Annotated in this window: 21 protein-coding genes; 19 read left to right on the top strand and 2 right to left on the bottom strand. The window is 60.7% G+C overall.

Annotated features, from left to right (window positions below; translation table 11 throughout):
* The first annotated feature begins 2 nt into the window (after positions 1 to 2).
* The 8 genes from AC06G5_RS22880 (at position 3) to AC06G5_RS22845 (ending at position 7,065) form a co-directional block, all read left to right on the top strand.
* On the top strand, positions 3 to 188 hold the full coding sequence (locus AC06G5_RS22880; RefSeq protein WP_003179363.1) for a Trm112 family protein: 186 nt from the start codon (positions 3 to 5) through the stop codon (positions 186 to 188).
* The gene (kdsB, locus tag AC06G5_RS22875; protein WP_413422629.1) at positions 185 to 949 is read left to right on the top strand and encodes a 3-deoxy-manno-octulosonate cytidylyltransferase; all 765 of its coding nucleotides are present in this window, start codon (positions 185 to 187) and stop codon (positions 947 to 949) included. Before AC06G5_RS22880 ends, kdsB begins: the two co-directional genes overlap by 4 nt.
* The gene (locus tag AC06G5_RS22870; protein WP_413422631.1) at positions 949 to 1,413 is read left to right on the top strand and encodes a low molecular weight protein-tyrosine-phosphatase; all 465 of its coding nucleotides are present in this window, start codon (positions 949 to 951) and stop codon (positions 1,411 to 1,413) included. Before kdsB ends, AC06G5_RS22870 begins: the two co-directional genes overlap by 1 nt.
* Positions 1,410 to 2,429 carry a UDP-N-acetylmuramate dehydrogenase gene (gene murB, locus AC06G5_RS22865; RefSeq protein WP_480458350.1) on the top strand — a complete coding sequence of 340 codons (1,020 nt, stop codon included), beginning with the start codon at positions 1,410 to 1,412 and terminating at the stop codon, positions 2,427 to 2,429. Before AC06G5_RS22870 ends, murB begins: the two co-directional genes overlap by 4 nt.
* Positions 2,430 to 2,673: 244 nt before the next feature.
* Positions 2,674 to 3,144, top strand: a complete 471-nt coding sequence (locus AC06G5_RS22860; protein WP_413422635.1) for a (2Fe-2S)-binding protein — start codon at positions 2,674 to 2,676, stop codon at positions 3,142 to 3,144.
* Entirely contained in the window at positions 3,141 to 5,471 is a 2,331-nt protein-coding gene (locus AC06G5_RS22855; RefSeq protein ID WP_480458349.1) for a xanthine dehydrogenase family protein molybdopterin-binding subunit, read from the top strand. The genes AC06G5_RS22860 and AC06G5_RS22855 overlap by 4 nt, the downstream gene beginning before the upstream one ends.
* Entirely contained in the window at positions 5,471 to 6,454 is a 984-nt protein-coding gene (locus AC06G5_RS22850; RefSeq protein WP_480458348.1) for an XdhC family protein, read from the top strand. Before AC06G5_RS22855 ends, AC06G5_RS22850 begins: the two co-directional genes overlap by 1 nt.
* Positions 6,451 to 7,065 (top strand): nucleotidyltransferase family protein, encoded by a 615-nt coding sequence (locus AC06G5_RS22845; protein WP_413422641.1) that lies wholly within the window; start codon positions 6,451 to 6,453, stop codon positions 7,063 to 7,065. Before AC06G5_RS22850 ends, AC06G5_RS22845 begins: the two co-directional genes overlap by 4 nt.
* A gap of 68 nt (positions 7,066 to 7,133) precedes the next feature.
* Here AC06G5_RS22845 and rne read toward each other — a convergent pair whose 3' ends face one another.
* Entirely contained in the window at positions 7,134 to 10,346 is a 3,213-nt protein-coding gene (rne, locus tag AC06G5_RS22840) for a ribonuclease E (protein WP_480458347.1), read from the bottom strand.
* A gap of 702 nt (positions 10,347 to 11,048) precedes the next feature.
* Between rne and rluC the strand changes: the two genes are divergently transcribed.
* Genes rluC through AC06G5_RS22825 form a run of 3 tightly spaced genes read left to right on the top strand, consistent with a single transcriptional unit; the run spans position 11,049 to position 13,674 of the window.
* Positions 11,049 to 12,011 (top strand): 23S rRNA pseudouridine(955/2504/2580) synthase RluC, encoded by a 963-nt coding sequence (rluC, locus tag AC06G5_RS22835; protein ID WP_007977058.1) that lies wholly within the window; start codon positions 11,049 to 11,051, stop codon positions 12,009 to 12,011.
* Positions 11,998 to 12,660 carry an HAD-IA family hydrolase gene (locus AC06G5_RS22830; protein WP_413422647.1) on the top strand — a complete coding sequence of 221 codons (663 nt, stop codon included), beginning with the start codon at positions 11,998 to 12,000 and terminating at the stop codon, positions 12,658 to 12,660. The genes rluC and AC06G5_RS22830 overlap by 14 nt, the downstream gene beginning before the upstream one ends.
* 24 nt (positions 12,661 to 12,684) lie before the next feature.
* On the top strand, positions 12,685 to 13,674 hold the full coding sequence (locus AC06G5_RS22825; RefSeq protein ID WP_413422649.1) for a S49 family peptidase: 990 nt from the start codon (positions 12,685 to 12,687) through the stop codon (positions 13,672 to 13,674).
* Positions 13,675 to 13,728: 54 nt separating this feature from the next.
* Here AC06G5_RS22825 and AC06G5_RS22820 read toward each other — a convergent pair whose 3' ends face one another.
* Positions 13,729 to 14,307, bottom strand: a complete 579-nt coding sequence (locus tag AC06G5_RS22820; protein WP_413422651.1) for a Maf family protein — start codon at positions 14,305 to 14,307, stop codon at positions 13,729 to 13,731.
* 105 nt (positions 14,308 to 14,412) lie between these two features.
* On the opposite strand from AC06G5_RS22820, the gene AC06G5_RS22815 reads away from it, so the two are divergent.
* The 8 genes from AC06G5_RS22815 to pabC all read left to right on the top strand — a co-directional run bounded on the left by AC06G5_RS22815 (position 14,413) and on the right by pabC (position 20,573).
* A complete protein-coding gene (locus AC06G5_RS22815) occupies positions 14,413 to 14,940 on the top strand; it encodes a YceD family protein (protein WP_007942001.1) in 528 nt (175 codons plus the stop codon).
* Positions 14,941 to 14,953: 13 nt separating this feature from the next.
* Positions 14,954 to 15,136, top strand: a complete 183-nt coding sequence (rpmF, locus tag AC06G5_RS22810) for a 50S ribosomal protein L32 (protein ID WP_003179396.1) — start codon at positions 14,954 to 14,956, stop codon at positions 15,134 to 15,136.
* 4 nt (positions 15,137 to 15,140) lie between these two features.
* Positions 15,141 to 16,151, top strand: coding sequence for a phosphate acyltransferase PlsX (plsX, locus tag AC06G5_RS22805; RefSeq protein WP_413422653.1), 1,011 nt, complete (start codon positions 15,141 to 15,143; stop codon positions 16,149 to 16,151).
* Between the two features lie 123 nt (positions 16,152 to 16,274).
* Positions 16,275 to 17,213 (top strand): ACP S-malonyltransferase, encoded by a 939-nt coding sequence (gene fabD, locus AC06G5_RS22800; RefSeq protein ID WP_413422655.1) that lies wholly within the window; start codon positions 16,275 to 16,277, stop codon positions 17,211 to 17,213.
* 17 nt (positions 17,214 to 17,230) lie between these two features.
* Complete coding sequence (gene fabG / locus AC06G5_RS22795) at positions 17,231 to 17,971, top strand: 3-oxoacyl-ACP reductase FabG (protein ID WP_008016438.1); 741 nt, start codon at positions 17,231 to 17,233, stop codon at positions 17,969 to 17,971.
* A 197-nt stretch (positions 17,972 to 18,168) separates the two neighbouring features.
* Positions 18,169 to 18,405, top strand: a complete 237-nt coding sequence (gene acpP / locus AC06G5_RS22790; protein ID WP_003175607.1) for an acyl carrier protein — start codon at positions 18,169 to 18,171, stop codon at positions 18,403 to 18,405.
* Positions 18,406 to 18,513: 108 nt separating this feature from the next.
* Complete coding sequence (fabF, locus tag AC06G5_RS22785; protein WP_413422658.1) at positions 18,514 to 19,758, top strand: beta-ketoacyl-ACP synthase II; 1,245 nt, start codon at positions 18,514 to 18,516, stop codon at positions 19,756 to 19,758.
* Positions 19,758 to 20,573, top strand: a complete 816-nt coding sequence (gene pabC, locus AC06G5_RS22780) for an aminodeoxychorismate lyase (RefSeq protein ID WP_413422660.1) — start codon at positions 19,758 to 19,760, stop codon at positions 20,571 to 20,573. Before fabF ends, pabC begins: the two co-directional genes overlap by 1 nt.
* Position 20,574 lies beyond the last annotated feature (1 nt).

Raw genomic sequence — 20,574 nt, 5'->3', positions numbered from 1 at the left:
TCATGGACACCAAATTGCTCGACATCCTCGCTTGCCCGGTCTGCAAAGGCCCGCTCAAGCTCAGCGCCGACAAAACCGAGCTGATCAGCAAGGGCGCAGGCCTGGCCTACCCGATTCGCGATGGCATCCCGGTGATGCTCGAATCGGAAGCGCGCACCCTGACCACCGACGAGCGCCTGGATAAATGACCACAGCCTTTACCGTCGTCATTCCATCGCGTTATGCCTCCACCCGCCTGCCGGGCAAACCGCTGCTGCTGATCGCCGGCAAGCCGATGATTCAGCACGTCTGGGAACAGGCGAGCAAAAGCAGCGCCGAGCGGGTGGTGGTGGCCACCGACGACGCGCGCATCGTCGAGGCCTGTAAAGGCTTTGGTGCCGAAGTGGTGTTGACCCGTGAAGATCACAACTCCGGCACCGATCGGCTGGCCGAAGTCGCGATGAAGCTGGGCCTGGCGCCTGACGCCATCGTGGTCAACGTCCAGGGCGACGAGCCGCTGATCCCGCCGAGCGTGATCGATCAGGTCGCCGCCAACCTGGCTGCCCACGCCGAAGCGCGCATGGCCACCCTGGCCGAGCCGATCGAAGACGTGGACACCCTGTTCAATCCCAACGTGGTCAAGGTCGTCAGCGACCTCAACGGCCTGGCGTTGACGTTCAGTCGTTCCACCTTGCCCTGGGCGCGGGATGCGTTCGCGGTGAGCCGTGAGCAGTTGCCGCAAGGTGTGCCGTATCGTCGCCATATCGGCATCTATGCCTATCGTGCCGGTTTCCTGCAGGATTTTGTCAGCTGGGGCCCGTGCTGGCTGGAAAACACCGAGAGCCTGGAGCAGTTGCGTGCCCTGTGGCACGGCGTGCGGATCCACGTAGCCGATGCACTGATCGCGCCGCCAGCCGGCGTCGACACTGTTGAAGATCTTGAGCGCGTTCGTCGCCTTCTGGAGGCGTGATGCGGGTTCTGTTTGTCTGCCTGGGCAACATCTGCCGCTCTCCCACGGCCGAAGGCGTGCTGCGGCACAAGTTGCGTGAAGCGGGGCTGGCTGAACTGGTCGAAGTCGCTTCCGCCGGCACCGGTGACTGGCATGTCGGCAAGGCACCGGACAAGCGTAGTCAGGCCGCGGCGAAGCTGCGCGGTTACGACTTGTCCGCCCAGCGCGCCCAGCAAGTCACCCGCGCCGATTTCGCCACCTACGATCTGATCCTGGCGATGGATAACAGCAACCTGCGCCATCTCAAGGCTTTGCAGCCGGCCCAGGGCAAGGCCGAACTCGACCTGTTCCTGCGTCGCTACCAGTCGCCAATCGATGAAGTGCCGGACCCTTACTACGACGGCGAACAAGGCTTCGAGCAGGTGCTGGACCTGATCGAGCGCGCCAGCGATCTGCTGGTCATCGAACTGAAGGGACGGTTATGAGTTTGCAGGTTCAATCGCAGGTTTCGCTCAAGCCGTTCAACAGCTTTGGCGTGGATGTCCAGGCCCGGCTGTTTGCCGAGGCCCGTAGCGACGCCGATGTGCGTGAAGCCCTGGCCTATGGCCTGGAACACAAGGTCCCGGTTCTGGTGATCGGCGGTGGCAGCAACCTGTTGCTGACGGCGGATATCGATTCACTGGTGCTGCGCATGGCCACTCGCGGGATTCGCGTGTTGAGCGATGACGCCGGCAAAGTGGTGATCGAGGCCGAGGCGGGCGAGCCCTGGCATCCATTTGTGCAACACACACTGGCCCTGGGGTTGTCCGGCCTGGAAAACCTCAGCCTGATTCCCGGTACCGTCGGTGCGGCACCGATGCAGAACATCGGCGCCTATGGAGTCGAGATCAAGGACGTGTTCGCCGGCCTGACCGCCCTCGATCGCCAGACCGGCGAACTGCGCGACTTCAGCCTGGCGCAATGCAACTTCGCTTACCGCGACAGCCTGTTCAAGCAGGAACCGGGACGTTGGGTGATCCTGCGTGTGCGTTTCGCTCTCGACCGCGCCGCGCATTTGCATCTGGAGTACGGCCCGGTGCGTCAGCGCCTGACCGAACAAGGCATCGAGCATCCGACCGCCAGTGATGTCAGCCAGGCCATTTGCAGCATCCGCAACGAAAAACTGCCAGATCCGGCCGTGCTCGGTAACGCCGGCAGCTTTTTCAAGAACCCTTTGGTATCGGCGGCGCTGGCTGCACGGCTCAAGGGCGAATACCCGGACCTGGTGGCCTATGCGCAACCCGACGGGCAGATGAAGCTGGCCGCGGGTTGGTTGATCGAGCGTGCAGGGTGGAAAGGTTTCCGCGAAGCCGATGCGGGCGTGCATAAATTGCAGGCGCTGGTGCTGGTCAACTACGGCAGAGCGACCGGTTTGCAGTTGCTCGACCTGGCGCAGCGTATCCAGAAAGACATTTCAGAACGTTTCCATGTTGACCTGGAAATGGAGCCGAACCGGTATTGAGCTAAGCTTTCCGGACGGATCAAAAAGCCCTGCACAGTGTTTATTGTGCAGGGCTTTTTTGTTAATGCTCGGTTAACTTAGTCAGCTAACGATGCACACACTTGTTCCATCAAAGGCCCGGTGCAGACCGTTTGCGTCTGCACAAGAGAGCCCATTAGCCTGAGTCGATCTGCGTAATGCCAACCGCCGATGTTCGGGCGGCAGATTGCTCGACCCCATAACCCAATACTATGCGGGCGTGCCCATGATTACCCTGAAGCTCAACGGTCAAGACCATCAACTCGACGTCAGCGAGGACATGCCGCTGCTCTGGGCCATCCGCGACGTGGCCGGTTACAACGGCACCAAATTCGGCTGCGGCATGGGCCTGTGCGGGGCCTGCACCATTCATATCGAAGGGGCTCCGGCGCGCAGTTGCATCACGCCCATCGGTTCAGTCGTCGGGCAGAACGTCAGCACCATCGACAACCTGCACGCCGACCCGGTCGGCAAAGTCGTGCAGCAGGCCTGGCTCGACACGGCGGTCGCCCAATGCGGTTTCTGCCAGGGCGGGCAAATCATGTCTGCCACCGCGCTGCTCAAGACCAACCCGAACCCGAGCGACGAGCAGATCGAAGAGGCCATGGTCGGCAACATCTGCCGCTGCGGCACCTACAACCGTATCAAGACGGCGATCCGCCAGGCCTCCACTCACCTGAAGGAGGCCAAGGCATGAGCCGGTTACCGAATGATTTCGCCCTGAGCAATCTGAGCCAGCTCAGTCGCCGTGGTTTTCTGAAAGGCGTAGGCGCCACTAGTGCGCTGGTATTGGCGGCGAGCTGGGGCTGGCAAGACGCTTTTGCCGAAGAAAAAGACAAGAAGTTCGGCGCCGACGGCATGCCCCACGGCTGGGTCGACGATCCGAAAGTCTATGTGAGCATTGCTGCGGATGGCACGGTGACCGTGATCTGCAACCGCTCGGAGATGGGCCAGGGCGTGCGTACCAGTTTGACCATGGTGGTGGCCGATGAACTGGAAGCCGACTGGGCGATGGTCAGGGTGCAGCAGGCCCCTGGCGATGAAGTGCGCTTCGGCAACCAGGACACCGACGGCTCGCGCAGCATGCGTCACTGGTACGAGCCGATGCGCCGCTGCGGTGCCGCCGCGCGGACCATGCTCGAACAAGCCGCTGCCAACCAGTGGAAAGTGCCGGCAGGCGAGTGTCACGCGCAACTGCATAAAGTCATCCATGAACCTTCCGGTCGCGAGTTGGGCTATGGGGCGCTCGCTGCCGCTGCAGCTGCGTTGCCCGTTCCTGCGCGGGACAGTCTGAAACTCAAGCAGCCTTCGGAATTTCGCTACATTGGCAAGGAAGGCACCAAGGCCATCGATGGTGAAGACATTGTCAACGGCCGTGCGGTGTACGGCGCCGATGTGCATCTCGACGGCATGCTGTACGCGACCATTGCGCGGCCCGCGGTGTATGGCGGCAAAGTCAAAAGCTACGATGGCAGCGCGGCGATGAAAGTCCCGGGCGTGGTCAAAGTGCTGCAGATCGAAAGCCGGCCTTTGCCTTCGGAGTTTCAACCACTCGGCGGTATCGCCGTGGTGGCGAGCAATACCTGGGCGGCGATGAAGGGCCGCGAGGCATTGAAAATCGAGTGGGACGACGGGCTTAACGCCAGCTACGACTCGATCGCCTATCGCAAAGAGCTTGAAACCGCCTCGCTCAAGCCCGGCAAGGTGGTACGCAATACCGGTAACCTCGATGAGGCCATGACCAGCGCCGATAGCACGCTGGAAGCGTCCTACTACTTGCCGCATTTGTCACAGTCGCCGATGGAGCCGATGGTCGCCATTGCCCGGTTCAAGGACGGTGCGTGCGAAGCCTGGGGGCCAAGCCAGGCACCGCAGGTCACCCGGGAGCGGATCGCTGAACGCCTGGGCCTGCCGTTCGACAACGTCATGTTCAACGTGACCCTGCTCGGTGGCGGATTCGGGCGCAAGTCCAAGCCCGACTTCATCATCGAAGCCGCTATCCTCGCCAAGGAATTCCCCGGCAAAGCGGTGCGGGTGCAATGGACCCGCGAAGACGATATCCACTGTTCGTACTTCCACACGGTATCGGTCGAATACCTCAAGGCCGGCCTGAACAAGGATGGCCTGCCGTCCGGCTGGTTGCACCGTACGGTGGCGCCGAGCATCACTGCGTTGTTTGCGCCGGGCATGAAGCATGAGGCGGCGTTCGAACTGGGCATGGGATTCACCAACATGGCGTACGCAATCCCCAACATTCGCCTGGAAAACCCCGAGGCAACGGTGCATACCCGGGTCGGCTGGTATCGCTCGGTGTCGAACATTCCCCATGGCTTCGCGATCCAGAGTTTTATCGATGAACTGGCGCACAAGGCCGGGGAAGACCCGCTGAAATACCAGATCAGATTGCTCGGCCCCGATCGTCAGATTGACCCGCGCACCTTGAGTGAAGAGTGGAACTACGGCGAATCCCCCGAGCGTTATCCGATCGATACCGCGCGACTGCGCACGGTACTGGAGACCGCCGCCAAAGCCGCCGGTTGGGGGCGCGAGTTGCCCAAGGGGCGCGGTCTGGGCCTGGCGGTGCATTACAGCTTCGTGACGTATGTGGCGGCGGTAATCGAGGTGGAGGTGAAGGACGACGGCACGCTGGTGGTGCACAAGGCCGACATCGCCGTCGATTGCGGACCGCAGATCAACCCCGAGCGGATTCGCGCGCAGTTCGAGGGCGCCTGCGTCATGGGCCTGGGCAATGCGGTGCTGGGGGAAATCAGCTTCAAGGACGGCAAGGTCCAGCAGGATAACTTCCACATGTACGAAGTGGCACGCATGTCCCTGGCACCGAAAGAGGTGGCCGTGCATCTGGTGATGCCGCCGGGCAATGTCCCGTTGGGCGGTGTCGGTGAACCGGGCGTGCCACCGATTGCGCCGGCATTGTGCAATGCGATCTTTGCTGCCACCGGCAAACGCATCCGCAACTTGCCGGTTCGTTATCAGCTGTCGGGCTGGCAGCAGGCCAGAGCCTGATGGACAGCGCCGATCTGAATGTCCTGCGCAGCGTGTTGCAGTGGCATCGCGCTGGTCAGCGGGTGGTGTTGTACAGCGTGGTCGAAACCTGGGGCACTGCGCCCCGGGCACCCGGTGCCATGCTGGCCTTGCGTGAAGACGGGATGGTGATTGGTTCGGTCTCGGGCGGGTGCGTCGAGGATGACTTGATCGCCCGGCTACACGACGGGCGCCTGGCGCTAGATGGGCCGCCGGTGCAATTGATCACGTACGGCGTGACCCGCGAGGAAGCCGCACGTTTCGGCTTGCCCTGCGGTGGCACCTTGCGCTTGACCGAGGAACGTATCGACGATGGGGATTGGGTCGAGCAATTGCTCGCTCGTTGCGAGGCCCATGAAATCGTTGCGCGTGAACTGAACCTGGCCACTGGCGAAGTGCTGTTGCAGTCGGCCAATAAAACTGACGTGTTGATGTTCGACGGCCAGACCTTGCGCTCAATCTACGGTCCACGCTGGCGCCTGCTGCTGATCGGCGCGGGGCAGCTGTCGCGCTACGTCGCTGAAATGGCCCGTCTGCTGGATTTCGAGGTGTTGATTTGCGATCCGCGTACCGAGTTCGTCTACGGCTGGGAGGAGCAGCACGGGCGATTCGTTTCGGGCATGCCGGATGAGGCGGTATTGAATATCCAGACCGACGAACGCACGGCCATCGTGGCCTTGACCCATGATCCGCGTCTGGACGACATGGCGCTGCTCACGGCCCTGGACTCCAGGGCGTTTTACGTCGGGGCGCTGGGTTCGCGGGTCAACAGTCAGAAGCGCAGGGAAAACCTGGCTCAACTGGGGTTGTCACAATCGGCGATTGACCGCTTGCATGGTCCGATCGGTTTACACATCGGCAGTCATAATCCGGCGGAGATTGCCCTGTCGCTCATGGCGGAAATCGTCGCGGTCAAAAATGGCGTCGAACTGAAGCAGAAGAAGATCCTGCAGGAGAGGGTATGAGCGAGTCGATCGGCGTCATCGTATTGGCGGCGGGGCGGGGCAGTCGGTTTCGTCAGGTGGCGGGCGTCGAAAAGGATAAATTGCTGGCCGATTGCACCGGTCGTGACGGTGCGGTTCGATCCGTCATTGAACACACATTGGTCAATCTGCCTGTCGCTCTGGACAAGCGTGTCCTGGTAACAACCGCGGATCGCCCGCAAGTCATCCGTATGGCCAAGGCGTATGGCTGCGAGATCGTCCTGATCGAATCGACGGGAATGGGTGACAGCATTGCGGCCGGGGTGGCGTCGTGTGCGCAACTCAATGGCTGGTTGATGGTGCTGGGGGATATGCCGTTCATCCTTCCCTCGAGCATTGAGCAAGTGGTGGAGCAGATGGCAGATGATTGCATCAGTGTGCCGCTTCAGGGCGGCGAATACGCGCACCCGGTAGGATTTGGACGCAGCTTCGGCCCAGGGTTGATGGCTCTATCGGGTGATCGTGGGGCCAAGGCACTGTTTGCGCAGGGGCGGGTGGTTGAAGTTGTGCTGGATGATCCCGGTGTGTTGTGGGATGTGGATGTGCCGCAGGCATTGATCTTCAAACCCGCCTGGATCTCCGACAAGGGATAACTGTGAATTCGAGACATGAAAAAGCCCCGCCTGGATCACCAGGCGGGGCTTTTTAGTAGCCGTTGGAATCAGACGAGAGGTTTAGGCTCGTGCTCTTTTTCCTGGGCCTGTTCGTGTTGCTCGACCGCTTCCTGAACGGAGCGTGGTGCTTCGTGGATCACTGACTCAACCGGCTCGGCAGCCACTTCAGCGGCAACCGGTGCGGGTTCGGCAGCGACAACCGCTTCAGCCGGAGCAGCAGCGGCGGCCAGTTCGGCTTCCTTCTGCAGACGCTCGGCTTCACGCTTGCGACGACGCACTTCACGCGGGTCGTTAGGCGCACGACCACTTGGGGTCAGGGCGCTGACAGGCGCGGCCTCGACTACCGGTGCAGGCGCTTCGGCAACGACCGGTGCTTCAACGACCGGTGCTTCAACCACCGGCGCTGGAGTCGGCTCCGCTGCGGCAACTACCGGCTCGGAAACCATGGCTTCAGCCACTTGGGTTTCAGCGGCTGGTGCAGCTGCTTCAGCGACGGCTGGCTCGGCCACCCAGTTGAACGCGGTTTGCTCTTCACGTACTTCGCGAACGGTTTCAGTCACGGTCTCGACGACGGCCTCTGCAACCACGGCAGGTGCTTCAACCACGGGAGCCGGCTCGGCGGCCGCTTCAACGGCAGGCTGTGCCTCAGGCGCTGGCGCCAGTTCGATTTCCGGCGATGCGGTGACTTCAACCGGCGTGGTCGCTTCAACGACTGGCGCTTCAACTGGAGCAGACTCCAGGGTCGCGGCAGTGGCGCGTTCGGCTTGCACGTTGGCTTCTGCTTCAGCCGGAGCACTGATCACGCTGCTGGCGACGGCTGCGGTGACAGCCAGGCCGGCGGCCAGGTCGGCAACGCTTGGTGCTTCAGCGTTTTCACCGGACTCGGACTCTTCCGAACCTTCGATCACGTTGCCGTTGGCGTCACGCTGACGCTCGCGACGGTTGCTGCGACGACGCTGGCCACGGGAACGACGGCGCGGACGATCGCCTTCGGCGGCTTCCTGACCCTCTTCCTGCAGTTGCTCTTCGTTGGTGGTCAGTTCTTCTTCGGCTGCGGCTGCGGCTGCGGCAGCTTGTTCGGCACGTGGTTGACGTTCTTCACGCGGCGGGCGTGGAGCGCGTTCTTCGCGTGGCTGGCGAGCTGGACGCTCTTCAGCGGTAGCAGCAGCGGCCGGAGCGGCCGGAGCGGCATCCAGAGGCTCGCGCAGTTCACGAACGCGTTCTTCGCGCTCGCCACGAGGCTTGCGGTCTTCGCGCGGAGCGCGCGGTGCACGTTCTTCACGAGGAGCGCGCGGTGCGCGTTCTTCGCGGGCGACTGCCGGCGTTTCTTCGCGGGACTCACGAGGCTCGCGAACTTCGCGAGGCTGACGCTCTTCGCGCGGTGCGCGTTCTTCACGCGGGGCACGTTCTTCGCGAGGTTTGCGCTCTTCATCGCGGCGACCAGTACGGTTGCGGCTTTGCTGGCGACCGTTGCGACGCTCTTCGTTGCGGGCCGGACGCTCGACGGCAGGTTTTTCAACGACAACCGGCGCGACAGGCTCTTCCTTGGTGGCGAACAGGCTCACCAGCGACTTCACCAGGCCTTTGAACAGGCTTGGCTCTGGCACGGCAACCGGAGCAGGGGCCGGAGCGGCGACTTCGGTCGGAACCGGAGCGTTGGCGCGGGCCGGGGCTGTCTTGACCGCCGCTTCCTGGCGAACCAGGGTGCGGGTTGCAGCAGCTGGCTGGACTTCTTCGACTTCGGCAGCGGCAGCGGCGATTTCGTAGCTGGACTGGTTGGTCGCGGCTTCCGGGCTGTCATCACGCAGGCGCTGCACTTCGAAGTGCGGCGTTTCGAGGTGATCGTTCGGCAGGATGACGATGCGGGCGCGGGTGCGCAGTTCGATCTTGGTGATCGAGTTGCGTTTTTCGTTGAGCAGGAACGCAGCCACCGGGATCGGCACTTGTGCACGAACTTCGGCGGTACGGTCTTTCAGGGCTTCTTCTTCGATCAGGCGCAGGATCGCCAGGGACAGCGATTCAACGTCACGGATGATGCCGGTGCCGTTGCAACGCGGGCAGACGATGCCGCTGCTTTCGCCCAGGGATGGACGCAGGCGCTGACGGGACATTTCCAGCAGGCCGAAGCGCGAGATGCGACCGACTTGCACGCGAGCGCGGTCGGCTTCCAGGCATTCGCGGACTTTCTCTTCCACGGCGCGCTGGTTCTTGGCAGGGGTCATGTCGATGAAGTCGATGACGATCAGGCCGCCGATGTCACGCAGGCGCAACTGACGGGCGATTTCTTCGGCCGCTTCAAGGTTGGTTTGCAGCGCGGTTTCTTCGATGTCGCTGCCTTTGGTGGCGCGCGCCGAGTTGATGTCGATGGACACCAGGGCTTCGGTCGGATCGATCACGATGGAGCCGCCGGAAGGCAGTTCGACAACGCGCTGGAAAGCGGTTTCGATCTGGCTTTCGATCTGGAAACGGTTGAACAGCGGAACGCTGTCTTCGTACAGCTTGATCTTGCTGGCGTACTGCGGCATCACCTGGCGGATGAAGGTCAGGGCTTCGTCCTGGGCTTCAACGCTGTCGATCAGCACTTCGCCGATGTCCTGGCGCAGGTAGTCGCGGATCGCGCGGATGATCACGTTGCTTTCCTGGTAGATCAGGAACGGCGCGGCGCGGTCCAGCGAGGCTTCCTTGATGGCGGTCCACAGTTGCAGCAGGTAGTCGAGGTCCCACTGCATTTCTTCGCTGCTGCGGCCCAGGCCGGCAGTGCGCACGATCAGGCCCATGTCGGCCGGGGCAACCAGGCCGTTCAGGGCTTCACGCAGTTCGTTGCGCTCTTCGCCTTCAATGCGACGGGAGATACCGCCGGCACGCGGGTTGTTCGGCATCAGCACCAGGTAACGACCGGCCAGGCTGATGAAGGTGGTCAGGGCGGCGCCCTTGTTGCCACGTTCTTCTTTCTCGACCTGAACGATGACTTCCTGGCCTTCGCTCAGGACGTCCTTGATGTTGACGCGACCTTCCGGGGCTTTCTTGAAGTATTCGCGGGAGATTTCTTTGAGGGGCAGGAAGCCATGGCGCTCAGAGCCGAAATCGACAAAGGCAGCCTCAAGGCTTGGTTCGATGCGAGTAATCCGGCCTTTATAGATGTTGGCCTTCTTCTGCTCGCGTGCACCGGATTCGATGTCCAGGTCGTAGAGGCGCTGGCCATCTACCAGTGCAACACGCAACTCTTCGGGTTGAGTTGCGTTAATCAGCATTCTTTTCATGTAGTACCGTCGGTTTCCGGGCTGCCGGAAACGGCGTTCGGCACACACGACTTCTCACGGTCGGTGTCAGGTGCGTCGGGAGTGGTTGGCCATTTCCCGTGTCCAGCGAAGTCCGGCCAATGTGGGCCTTCATCGCGACGTACGCGTCCTGCTTGCTGTGGCTACTTAAGCACTCAGTCAGGAGGAGGAATCAACCAGCGGCTGTGGACGAGATGAAGCGTCTTGAGAAATCCTGTTGCTACACAGTCCGGCGGTTGTGCATCTCCACCCTACACGTATCCCTGATAATTCGGGTGCTGCCGCGCGCAGAATCCGCAGCGGGTTGGCATTTACCGTGAGCTCCGAAAGGGGAGGTCACGCATCATGGCTAATTTAGGCGTTGTTTCCGATGCCTTCGCTCGGGGTCATTCGCAGCTGACTGCACTTTGTGAACTGGCCGTGAATATGGCTCGCAAAACGAGTGGAAAACTCTGCTTTGTGGCGTGATTCAGGCCTCATGTCACCTGCGCTCGTTACACCTGCAAACTCCACCGTTACGTAGCGAAAGCCCCGTAGGACGGCCTCGCGTCCTGGTGAATTGCGTTGGTCAGGGCCGGTTTTTGACCGTTGGTCCGCTGTCCAGGCCGCTTTTGGCGACGTTCGCGACTATAGCAGCAATGATTAAGTGCTTCAATTCCATAAAAAATTGTTATCATCCGCGCCATGACGACGACTACCCCCCCGACTCCAGGCGTACAACTGCTTGAGGTCTCGCCGGAATATGCCGGCCAACGCATTGATAATTTCCTTCTCGCCCGACTCAAAGGCGTGCCCAAGACCTTGATTTACCGCATTTTGCGCAAGGGCGAAGTGCGCGTGAACAAAGGTCGGATCAAGCCCGAGTACAAGCTGCAGGCGGGCGATATCGTGCGCGTGCCGCCGGTGCGCGTGCCTGAACGCGACGAGCCGGTGCCACTGGCACAAGGCCTGCTGCAGCGACTCGAAGCCTCGATTGTCTTCGAAGACAAGGCGCTGATCGTGATCAACAAGCCTGCGGGCATTGCGGTGCACGGCGGCAGCGGGCTGACTTTCGGTGTGATCGAAGCCTTTCGTCAGTTGCGCCCCGATTGCAAGGAGCTCGAGCTGGTTCACCGTCTCGACCGTGATACGTCCGGCCTGTTGATGATCGCCAAGAAGCGCAGCATGTTGCGCCACTTGCATACCGCGTTGCGCGGTGATGGCGTCGACAAACGCTACATGGCGCTGGTCCGCGGTAACTGGGCGAGCTCGATCAAGCAAGTCCGTGCGTCGCTGGGCAAGAGCAATCTGCGCTCCGGCGAACGCATGGTCGAGGTCGACGAGGAGGAGGGGAAGGAGTCCGTGACCGTGTTCAAGGTCCTGCGCCGCTTCGGCGACTTTGCCACCCTGATCGAAGCCAAGCCGATTACCGGCCGGACTCACCAGATCCGCGTCCATACCTTGCACGCCGGGCATTGCATCGCTGGCGACACCAAGTATGGCGACGAAGGTTTCAGCAAGGAAATCCGCGATCTGGGCGGCAAGCGCCTGTTCCTGCACGCCTACATGCTGACTGTGCCGCTGCCTGACGGTGGCGAGCTGAAGTTGCAGGCACCGGTCGACGAGATGTGGGCCAAAACCGTGGAGCGATTGAGTGCGCCCATCTGATTACAAACTGCTGATCTTCGATTGGGACGGGACGCTGGCCGATTCCATCGGTCGGATTGTCGAGGCAATGCACGTTGCCTCGCAGCGTTCCGGGTTTGAACAGCGCGATGATTTTGCCGTCAAAGGTATTATCGGGCTGGGCTTGCCGGAAGCGATCCGCACCCTGTACCCCGAGATTGGCGACACCGAACTGATCGCGTTCCGCGAGCATTATGCCGAACATTACATTGCGTCGGAGGCTGTGCCTTCACCGTTGTTCGAGGGTGTGGTCGAGTCGCTCGAGGCATTCCGTGCCGAGGGTTATCATCTGGCTGTGGCGACCGGCAAGGCCCGTCGCGGGCTGGACCGGGTGTTGAAGTCCCATGGCTGGGAGAATTACTTCGATATCACCCGTGCCGCTGACGAGACCGCCAGCAAGCCTCATCCGTTGATGCTCGAGCAGATTCTCGCGCATTGCGAGGTTCGCCCGGAACAGGCGTTGATGGTCGGTGATTCGTCCTTTGATTTGCAGATGGCGCGCAACGCCGGTATGGACTCGGTGGCAGTCAGCTATGGTGCTCAAACGATCGATGCGTTGAAGTTATATGAGCCGCGACTGGCCATCGACCGCTTTTCAGAATTGCATGCCTGGCTGAGTCAGCAGGCTTAACCGGTTGTTTTTGGGGTGGATGGCATGACCGACGAATGGAAAGCGCCCGCCAAGGCGAGCGCAGAGAGCGGTGACGACAAAAGCTGGGCGCTGCTGGAGAAGACGCTGCTGGCTGGCGTGCAGGAGCAGCGTCGGTCCCGTCGCTGGGGCATATTCTTCAAGCTTCTGACTTTTGTGTATCTGTTCGGCGCTATTGTTCTGTTTTCGCCGCTGATGGATGTGGAAAAAGCCGCCACCCGCAGTGCCCATTACACGGCGCTGATCGATGTGACGGGCATGATTGCCGACAAGGAGCCGGCCAGTGCAGACAATATCGTTGGCAGCCTGCGCGCGGCTTTCGAGGACGAGAAGGTCAAGGGTGTCATCCTGCGGATCAATAGTCCTGGCGGCAGTCCGGTGCAGTCGGGTTATGTCTATGACGAGATCAAGCGTCTACGCGGCCTGCATCCGGATACCAGGCTGTATGCGGTCATTTCCGACCTGGGGGCTTCCGGTGCCTACTACATCGCCAGTGCGGCGGATCAGATCTATGCCGACAAGGCCAGCCTGGTCGGTTCCATCGGTGTGACGGCAGCCGGTTATGGCTTTGTCGGCACCATGGAGAAGCTGGGTGTCGAGCGTCGCACTTATACCTCTGGCGAGCACAAGTCGTTCCTCGATCCGTTCCAGCCACAAAAGCCGGAAGAAACCGCCTTCTGGCAGGGTGTGCTCGATACGACCCACAAGCAGTTCATCAATAGCGTCAAGCAGGGGCGGGGCGATCGCCTGAAGGACAAAGAGCATCCGGAGCTTTTCTCTGGTCTGGTCTGGTCCGGCGAGCAGGCGCTGCCACTGGGATTGATCGATGGGCTGGGTAATGCCAGTTCGGTTGCGCGGGATGTGATCGGCGAGAAAGAACTGGTGGACTTTACCGTTCAGGAGTCGGCATTCGATCGCTTCTCGAAAAAGCTCGGTGCCAGCGTGGCTGAGCATTTGGCGATGTGGATGGGGTTCAACGGTCCGTCGTTGCGCTGATTGTGGAGTGACATGAAAAACCGGCCTGCGAGGCCGGTTTTTTAATATTTGGACTCAGGGGATTTGTACGCCTTCGGCCAGCAACATATCGATCAGGCGAATCAGCGGCAGGCCGATCAGGCTGGTGGCGTCGGGTCCCTCGGTGCTGCGAAACAGGCTGACCCCCAGGCCTTCGGCCTTGAAGCTGCCTGCGCAGTCATAGGGTTGCTCGGCGCGCAGGTAGCGTTCGATGCGGGGCGTGTCGAGTGTGCGCATGTGTACGGTGAACGGCACGCAGTCGACCTGACAGTGCCCGGTCTGGCTGTTGAGCAGGGCCAGACCGGTCAGAAACGTCACGCTGGCACCGCTGGAGGCCAGCAATTGCTCGCGGGCTCTTTCGAACGTGTGGGGCTTGCCGATTATCCGGTCTGCCAACACTGCGACCTGGTCGGAGCCGATTATCAGATGAGCGGTATGGCTGTCGGCCAGGGCGCGCGCTTTCTCTTCGGCGAGGCGCTTGACCAGTTCCATGGCCGATTCGCCGGGACGATGGCTTTCGTCGATATCCGGCGAGCTGCACGTGAAAGGCAGCTGCAGGCGAGTCAATAATTCCCGGCGATAGACCGAGCCGGAAGCGAGTAATAAAGGCAGCATGCGCATCTCCAGAAGGCAGGTGCGAATTCTAGCGAGGCTTCCAAGTGACGGACAGGGCTGAATTTCCTTTGACATGGGCGGGTGCATCCCTATAATGCTGCGCCTATGTTGAATGACCCGATTCCACCTCACGTTGACCCGCGCAAATTGGCTGATCGTGGCACCACCCTTCAAGGTGAAATGCTGCTGGCCGATTTGGAGAGACTCTGCGACCCGCTTTCCGACAATGTCGGTACGGTGCAGGCTAAATTCGTTTTTGAACGAGATGAACGTAAATCTGTGGTCATCCACAGCTTTATCGACACTGAAGTCAAAATGGTTTGCCAGCGTTGTCTTGAGCTGGTCACCCTGCCGATCCATAGCGAATGCAGTTACGCTGTGGTGAAGGAGGGTGCGAATACCCAGTCGTTGCCGAAAGGTTATGACGTGCTGGAACTGGGCGAAGATCCTTTGGATCTGCAGTCACTGATCGAGGAGGAGCTTCTGCTCGCCTTGCCCATTGTGCCTGCTCATCATCCGGAAGAATGCCAGCAGCCGGCGGGAGCAGATGAGCCCGAACCGAGCGAGGACGAGGTAACGCGGTCCAACCCGTTCAGTGTATTGGCGCAGTTAAAGCGTGACCCAAACGTTTAGGAGTTAATCAATTATGGCTGTTCAGCAGAACAAAAAATCCCGCTCTGCCCGTGACATGCGCCGTTCGCACGACGCTCTCGAGGCTAGCACCCTGTCTGTAGAAAAAACCACCGGTGAAGTTCACCTGCGTCACCACGTATCGCCAGAAGGCGTATACCGTGGCCGTAAAGTGATCGACAAGGGCGCTGACGAGTAATCACTTGTCCGCTCAAGTCATCGCGATTGACGCAATGGGCGGGGACTTCGGTCCCCGCAGCATTGTCCAGGCCAGCCTTGCTTGCCTGTCTGCCACGCCCTCGCTGTACCTGACCCTCGTCGGTCAACCCTCCCTTCTTGAAGAATTGATCGCTGGCCATTCGGCTGTGGATCGCGCGCGCCTGTCGATTGCTCCGGCGAGTGAAGTCATCACCATGGACGAAAAACCTGCCCAGGCCTTGCGTGGCAAGCCGGACTCGTCGATGCGCGTGGCCCTTGAGCTGCTGCGCGACGGCAAGGTCCAGGCCTGCGTCAGTGCCGGCAATACCGGTGCGCTGATGGCGTTGTCGCGGTTCGTACTCAAAACCCTGCCGGGTATTGACCGCCCGGCCATGGTGGCGGCGATTCCGACACAAAAGGGTTACTGCCAACTGCTTGACTTGGGTGCCAACGTCGATTGCAGTGCCGAGCACCTGTTGCAGTTTGCGGTCATGGGCTCGGTTGCGGCCGAGACCCTGGGTATCACCCGTCCACGGGTAGCGCTGCTGAACATCGGTACCGAAGACATCAAGGGGAATCAGCAGGTCAAGCTGGCTGCGACGTTGCTGCAAGCCGCCCGAGGTATCAACTACATCGGCTTCATCGAAGGTGATGGTTTGTATCGCGGTGAGGCGGACGTGGTGGTCTGCGATGGCTTTGTCGGTAATATCCTGCTCAAGTCCAGCGAAGGTCTCGCGACCATGATTGCCGCGCGCATCGAAGCCTTGTTCAGGAAAAGCCTCGCTTCCCGCGCTGTCGGTGCCTTGGCGCTGCCTTTGATGAAACGCTTGCAGGCCGATCTGGCGCCGGCGCGACATAATGGCGCAAGCTTCCTCGGCTTGCAGGGCATCGTGGTGAAAAGTCACGGTTCGGCCGGGGTTCAGGGCTTCCAGAGTGCAATTCAACGCGCGTTGATAGAGATTCAGGAGAACTTGCCTGAGCGCCTCCATGGCCGTCTGGAGGATTTGTTGTCTTAGGCGTTTTCGTCGGACAATGCTTAAATGTGACTGCCCGGTTCAAAGGGCCATCCAACTGTCAGTTTCTTGCGTCCCCAAGCGGGGCGTCATTCTCCGACGACAAGATCATTAGGGGCTTGTTACATGTCTGCTTCCCTCGCATTCGTCTTTCCAGGACAGGGTTCGCAGTCCCTCGGCATGCTGGCCGAGCTGGGCGCGCAACATCCGCTGATCCTCGAAACCTTCAAAGAAGCTTCCGAAGCACTGGGTTACGACCTGTGGGCACTGACCCAGCAAGGGCCGGAAGAGCAACTCAATCAAACCGATAAAACCCAGCCGGCCATTCTGACCGCTTCGATCGCCTTGTGGCGTTTGTGGCTGGCGGAAGGCGGTGCGCGTCCGGCTTACGTTGCCGGGCACAGCCTGGGCGAATACAGCGCGCTGGTTGCTGCCGGTAGCCTGACGCTGGCAGACGCGGTGAAGCTCGTTGAGCGCCGCGGCCAATTGATGCAGGAAGCGGTGCCGGCCGGACAGGGTGGCATGGCTGCCATCCTCGGTCTGGAAGATGCCGATGTGCTGGCTGCCTGTGCCGAAGCGGCGCAGGGCGAAGTGGTCAGCGCCGTCAACTTCAACTCCCCGGGCCAGGTAGTGATTGCCGGCGCCAAGGCTGCGGTTGATCGCGCCATCGAAGGCTGCAAGGCCCGTGGCGCCAAGCGCGCCATGCCGCTGCCGGTGAGCGTGCCATCGCACTGTGAACTGATGCGTCCGGCTGCCGAGCGTTTCGCCGAATCGATCGCGGCAATCGACTGGCAGGCACCGCAGATTCCTGTGGTCCAGAACGTCAGTGCCGAAGTGCCGGCCGATCTGGAAACCCTCAAGCGCGATCTGCTCGAGCAGCTGTACAAGCCGGTACGCTGGGTCGAATCCGTGCAGGCGCTGGCAGCCAGGGGCGCGACCAATCTGGTCGAATGCGGCCCGGGTAAAGTGCTCGCCGGTCTGAACAAGCGTTGCGCCGAAGGCGTGTCGACATCCAACCTCAATACCCCAGACGCTTTCGCTGCCGCCCGCGCAGCGTTGGCCTGAACTCAGGAGAAGCTTGCATGAGTCTGCAAGGTAAAGTTGCACTGGTCACTGGTGCGAGCCGTGGCATCGGCCAGGCCATCGCCCTGGAACTGGGTCGTCAAGGCGCCATCGTTATCGGTACTGCGACCTCCGCGTCGGGTGCTGAACGCATTGCCGCCACCCTGAAGGAAAATGGTATTCAGGGCACCGGCCTGGAACTCAATGTCACCAGCGACGAGTCCGTGGCGGCAGTCCTGGCGAGCATTCAGGAGCAGTTCGGTGCGCCGGCGATCCTGGTCAATAATGCCGGTATTACCCGCGATAACCTGATGATGCGCATGAAAGACGACGAGTGGCACGACGTTGTCGATACCAATCTGAACAGTCTGTTCCGCCTGTCCAAGGGCGTTTTGCGTGGCATGACCAAAGCCCGTTGGGGCCGAATTATCAGTATTGGTTCGGTTGTGGGTGCCATGGGCAACGCAGGCCAAGTAAACTACGCTGCCGCCAAGGCCGGCCTGGAAGGTTTCAGCCGTGCACTGGCGCGTGAAGTCGGTTCGCGTTCGATTACGGTAAACTCGGTGGCCCCAGGGTTCATCGATACCGATATGACTCGTGAATTGCCCGAGGCGCAGCGTGAAGCCTTGCAGACGCAGATTCCGCTGGGTCGTCTGGGGCAGGCTCAAGAGATCGCGTCCGTGGTCGCTTTTCTTGCGTCGGACGGTGCGGCTTACGTTACCGGAGCTACAATCCCGGTGAACGGCGGGATGTACATGTAATTCAAATGTGACGGATTGCTTCAAAAAAATGTCATACGAGCTGTCTAAAATCCGTTATAAAGCTGCAATCTATTTTATAGGCATAGGGTCACCGGGTTTGAGGAGTGAAGCTTTCAGTTGAAAAGCTGAAAAGTCTTTCTATACACTTACCCACTGGCCAGCTGCCTGAATTTGTCCATTAGGAGTGAAAACAAGGTATGAGCACCATCGAAGAGCGCGTCAAGAAAATCGTTGCTGAGCAACTGGGCGTTAAAGAAGAAGAAGTGGTCAACACTGCTTCCTTCGTAGAAGACCTGGGTGCCGACTCCCTTGACACCGTTGAGCTGGTGATGGCTCTGGAAGAGGAATTCGAGACCGAAATCCCTGACGAAGAAGCCGAGAAGATCACTACTGTACAAGCTGCAATCGACTACGTTACTAGCCACCAGGCGTAATAGTTTGTAATCGTTGCTCGCTGTCATGGAAAAACCGCACTGCCATCATGGCGTGCGGTTTTTTCTTTAGGCCTGATGCAAAGTCGTCATTTGAAAAAGGAGAGTGCTGTGTCGCGTAGACGCGTCGTAGTCACCGGTATGGGTATGTTGTCGCCACTGGGCACGGATGTGCCGAGCAGCTGGCAGGGCATTCTGGCTGGCCGCAGTGGCATTGGTCTGATCGAACACACCGACCTTTCTGCCTATTCCACCCGTTTTGGCGGCTCGGTAAAGGGCTTCAATGTCGAGGAGTACCTGTCGCTCAAGGAAGCCCGCAAGCTCGACCTGTTCATTCAATACGGTCTGGCCGCAGGTTTTCAGGCGGTACGCAACGCCGGCCTGGAAGTCACCGACGCCAACCGTGAGCGCATCGGCGTGGCCATGGGGTCGGGTATTGGCGGACTGACCAATATCGAAGAGACCAGCCGCACCCTGCATGAGACCGGCCCACGGCGGATTTCCCCGTTTTTCGTGCCGGGCTCGATCATCAATATGATTTCCGGTTTCCTGTCGATCCACCTGGGGGCACAGGGACCTAACTACGCCATCGCCACGGCCTGTACCACCGGTACCCACTGCATTGGCATGGCAGCCCGCAACATCATGTACGACGAAGCCGACGTGATGATTGCCGGTGGCGCCGAGATGGCGGCCTGCGGCCTGGGTATGGGCGGCTTCGGTGCCTCGCGCGCACTGTCGACCCGCAACGACGAGCCGACCCGCGCCAGCCGTCCATGGGACAAGGGCCGCGATGGCTTCGTATTGTCCAATGGCGCCGGTGCGCTGGTGCTCGAAGAACTCGAGCACGCCAAGGCCCGCGGTGCGACCATCTACGCCGAGCTGATCGGTTTCGGCACCAGTGGCGATGCCTACCACATGACCTCGCCGCCTGCAGATGGCGCGGGTGCTGCGCGCTGCATCACCAATGCGCTGCGCGACGCCAAAATCAATGGCGATCAAGTGCAGTACATCAACGCCCATGGCACCTCGACTCCCGCTGGCGACCTGGCCGAAGTCAATGCGATCAAGTCGGTGTTCGGCGATCACGCCTACAAGCTGGCGATCAGCTCCACCAAGTCCATGACCGGTCACCTGCTGGGTGCGGCGGGCGCAGTCGAGGCGATCTTCAGCGTGCTGGCAATCAACAGTCAGGTAGCGCCGCCGACCATCAACCTTGATGAGCCGGACGAAGGCTGCGACCTCGATTTCGTGCCGCACACGGCGCGCAACATGGATATCGATGTGGTCGTTTCCAACTCATTCGGTTTTGGCGGCACCAACGGCTCGCTGGTGTTCCGCCGGTTCGCAGGCTGATGGACAGCTGGGTCGACGGTCAGCCGGCTGACGCTTTGTCGCTGAAGGATCGCGGCCTGGCTTACGGCGATGGTCTGTTTGAGACCATCGCCGTGCGCAACGGGCAGCCAGTGTTGCTGGACCGGCATCTGGCGCGTCTGGCGGAAGGCTGTTCGCGCCTGGCAATAACAGCCGGGCATGAGCTGATCCGCAGCGAACTGCTGGCCTACGCCGCAGCACTGGGTGATGGTGTGCTCAAGCTGATCCTCACCCGTGGTGACGGTCTGCGCGGTTATGCCCCCGATCCTTCGGCTCAGGCCCGACGCATTCTGCAAGGCAATCCACCTGCGGCTTACCCTGCCGCGCATGGTGAGCAGGGTGTTCGTTTGTTCCCTTGCGCCACGCGATTGTCCAGACAGCCGTTACTTGCCGGCCTCAAGCACCTCAATCGCCTTGAACAAGTCCTCGCCCGTGCCGAATGGCAGGACGCCGAGCATGCCGAAGGCTTGATGCTCGATCAGGCCGGGCGCGTGATTGAAGGCGTGTTCAGCAATTTGTTCCTGGTGCGTGACGGTGTACTCGTCACCGCTGACCTCAAGCGCTGCGGCGTGGCCGGCGTAATGCGTGCCGAAGTATTGTTTCAGGCCAAGTCGCTGGGAATCCCCACGCAAATCACCGATATTCCTCTTGAGCAGCTGCAATGGGCTGACGAAGTCTTTGTTTGCAACAGCGTATATGGCGTTTGGCCGGTGCGTGCCTATGCAGCACTGAGCTGGCCGGTTGGGCCGCTCACCCGTAAACTTCAATCCATTGCCCATGCACTACTGGATGCTTGAT

Source organism: Pseudomonas sp. WT-JTC (genome assembly GCF_056711565.1).
Note: the sequence above shows the minus strand (reverse complement) of the source record. Positions and strands in the feature narration are given on the sequence as shown.

Coding starts and splice junctions, on each gene's coding strand:
- AC06G5_RS22880 (WP_003179363.1), top strand. CDS start 3: ATGGACACCAAATTGCTCGACATCCTCGCTTGCCCGGTCTGCAAAGGC.
- kdsB (WP_413422629.1), top strand. CDS start 185: ATGACCACAGCCTTTACCGTCGTCATTCCATCGCGTTATGCCTCCACC.
- AC06G5_RS22870 (WP_413422631.1), top strand. CDS start 949: ATGCGGGTTCTGTTTGTCTGCCTGGGCAACATCTGCCGCTCTCCCACG.
- murB (WP_480458350.1), top strand. CDS start 1,410: ATGAGTTTGCAGGTTCAATCGCAGGTTTCGCTCAAGCCGTTCAACAGC.
- AC06G5_RS22860 (WP_413422635.1), top strand. CDS start 2,674: ATGATTACCCTGAAGCTCAACGGTCAAGACCATCAACTCGACGTCAGC.
- AC06G5_RS22855 (WP_480458349.1), top strand. CDS start 3,141: ATGAGCCGGTTACCGAATGATTTCGCCCTGAGCAATCTGAGCCAGCTC.
- AC06G5_RS22850 (WP_480458348.1), top strand. CDS start 5,471: ATGGACAGCGCCGATCTGAATGTCCTGCGCAGCGTGTTGCAGTGGCAT.
- AC06G5_RS22845 (WP_413422641.1), top strand. CDS start 6,451: ATGAGCGAGTCGATCGGCGTCATCGTATTGGCGGCGGGGCGGGGCAGT.
- rne (WP_480458347.1), bottom strand. CDS start 10,346: ATGAAAAGAATGCTGATTAACGCAACTCAACCCGAAGAGTTGCGTGTT.
- rluC (WP_007977058.1), top strand. CDS start 11,049: ATGACGACGACTACCCCCCCGACTCCAGGCGTACAACTGCTTGAGGTC.
- AC06G5_RS22825 (WP_413422649.1), top strand. CDS start 12,685: ATGACCGACGAATGGAAAGCGCCCGCCAAGGCGAGCGCAGAGAGCGGT.
- AC06G5_RS22820 (WP_413422651.1), bottom strand. CDS start 14,307: ATGCTGCCTTTATTACTCGCTTCCGGCTCGGTCTATCGCCGGGAATTA.
- AC06G5_RS22815 (WP_007942001.1), top strand. CDS start 14,413: ATGTTGAATGACCCGATTCCACCTCACGTTGACCCGCGCAAATTGGCT.
- rpmF (WP_003179396.1), top strand. CDS start 14,954: ATGGCTGTTCAGCAGAACAAAAAATCCCGCTCTGCCCGTGACATGCGC.
- fabD (WP_413422655.1), top strand. CDS start 16,275: ATGTCTGCTTCCCTCGCATTCGTCTTTCCAGGACAGGGTTCGCAGTCC.
- fabG (WP_008016438.1), top strand. CDS start 17,231: ATGAGTCTGCAAGGTAAAGTTGCACTGGTCACTGGTGCGAGCCGTGGC.
- acpP (WP_003175607.1), top strand. CDS start 18,169: ATGAGCACCATCGAAGAGCGCGTCAAGAAAATCGTTGCTGAGCAACTG.
- pabC (WP_413422660.1), top strand. CDS start 19,758: ATGGACAGCTGGGTCGACGGTCAGCCGGCTGACGCTTTGTCGCTGAAG.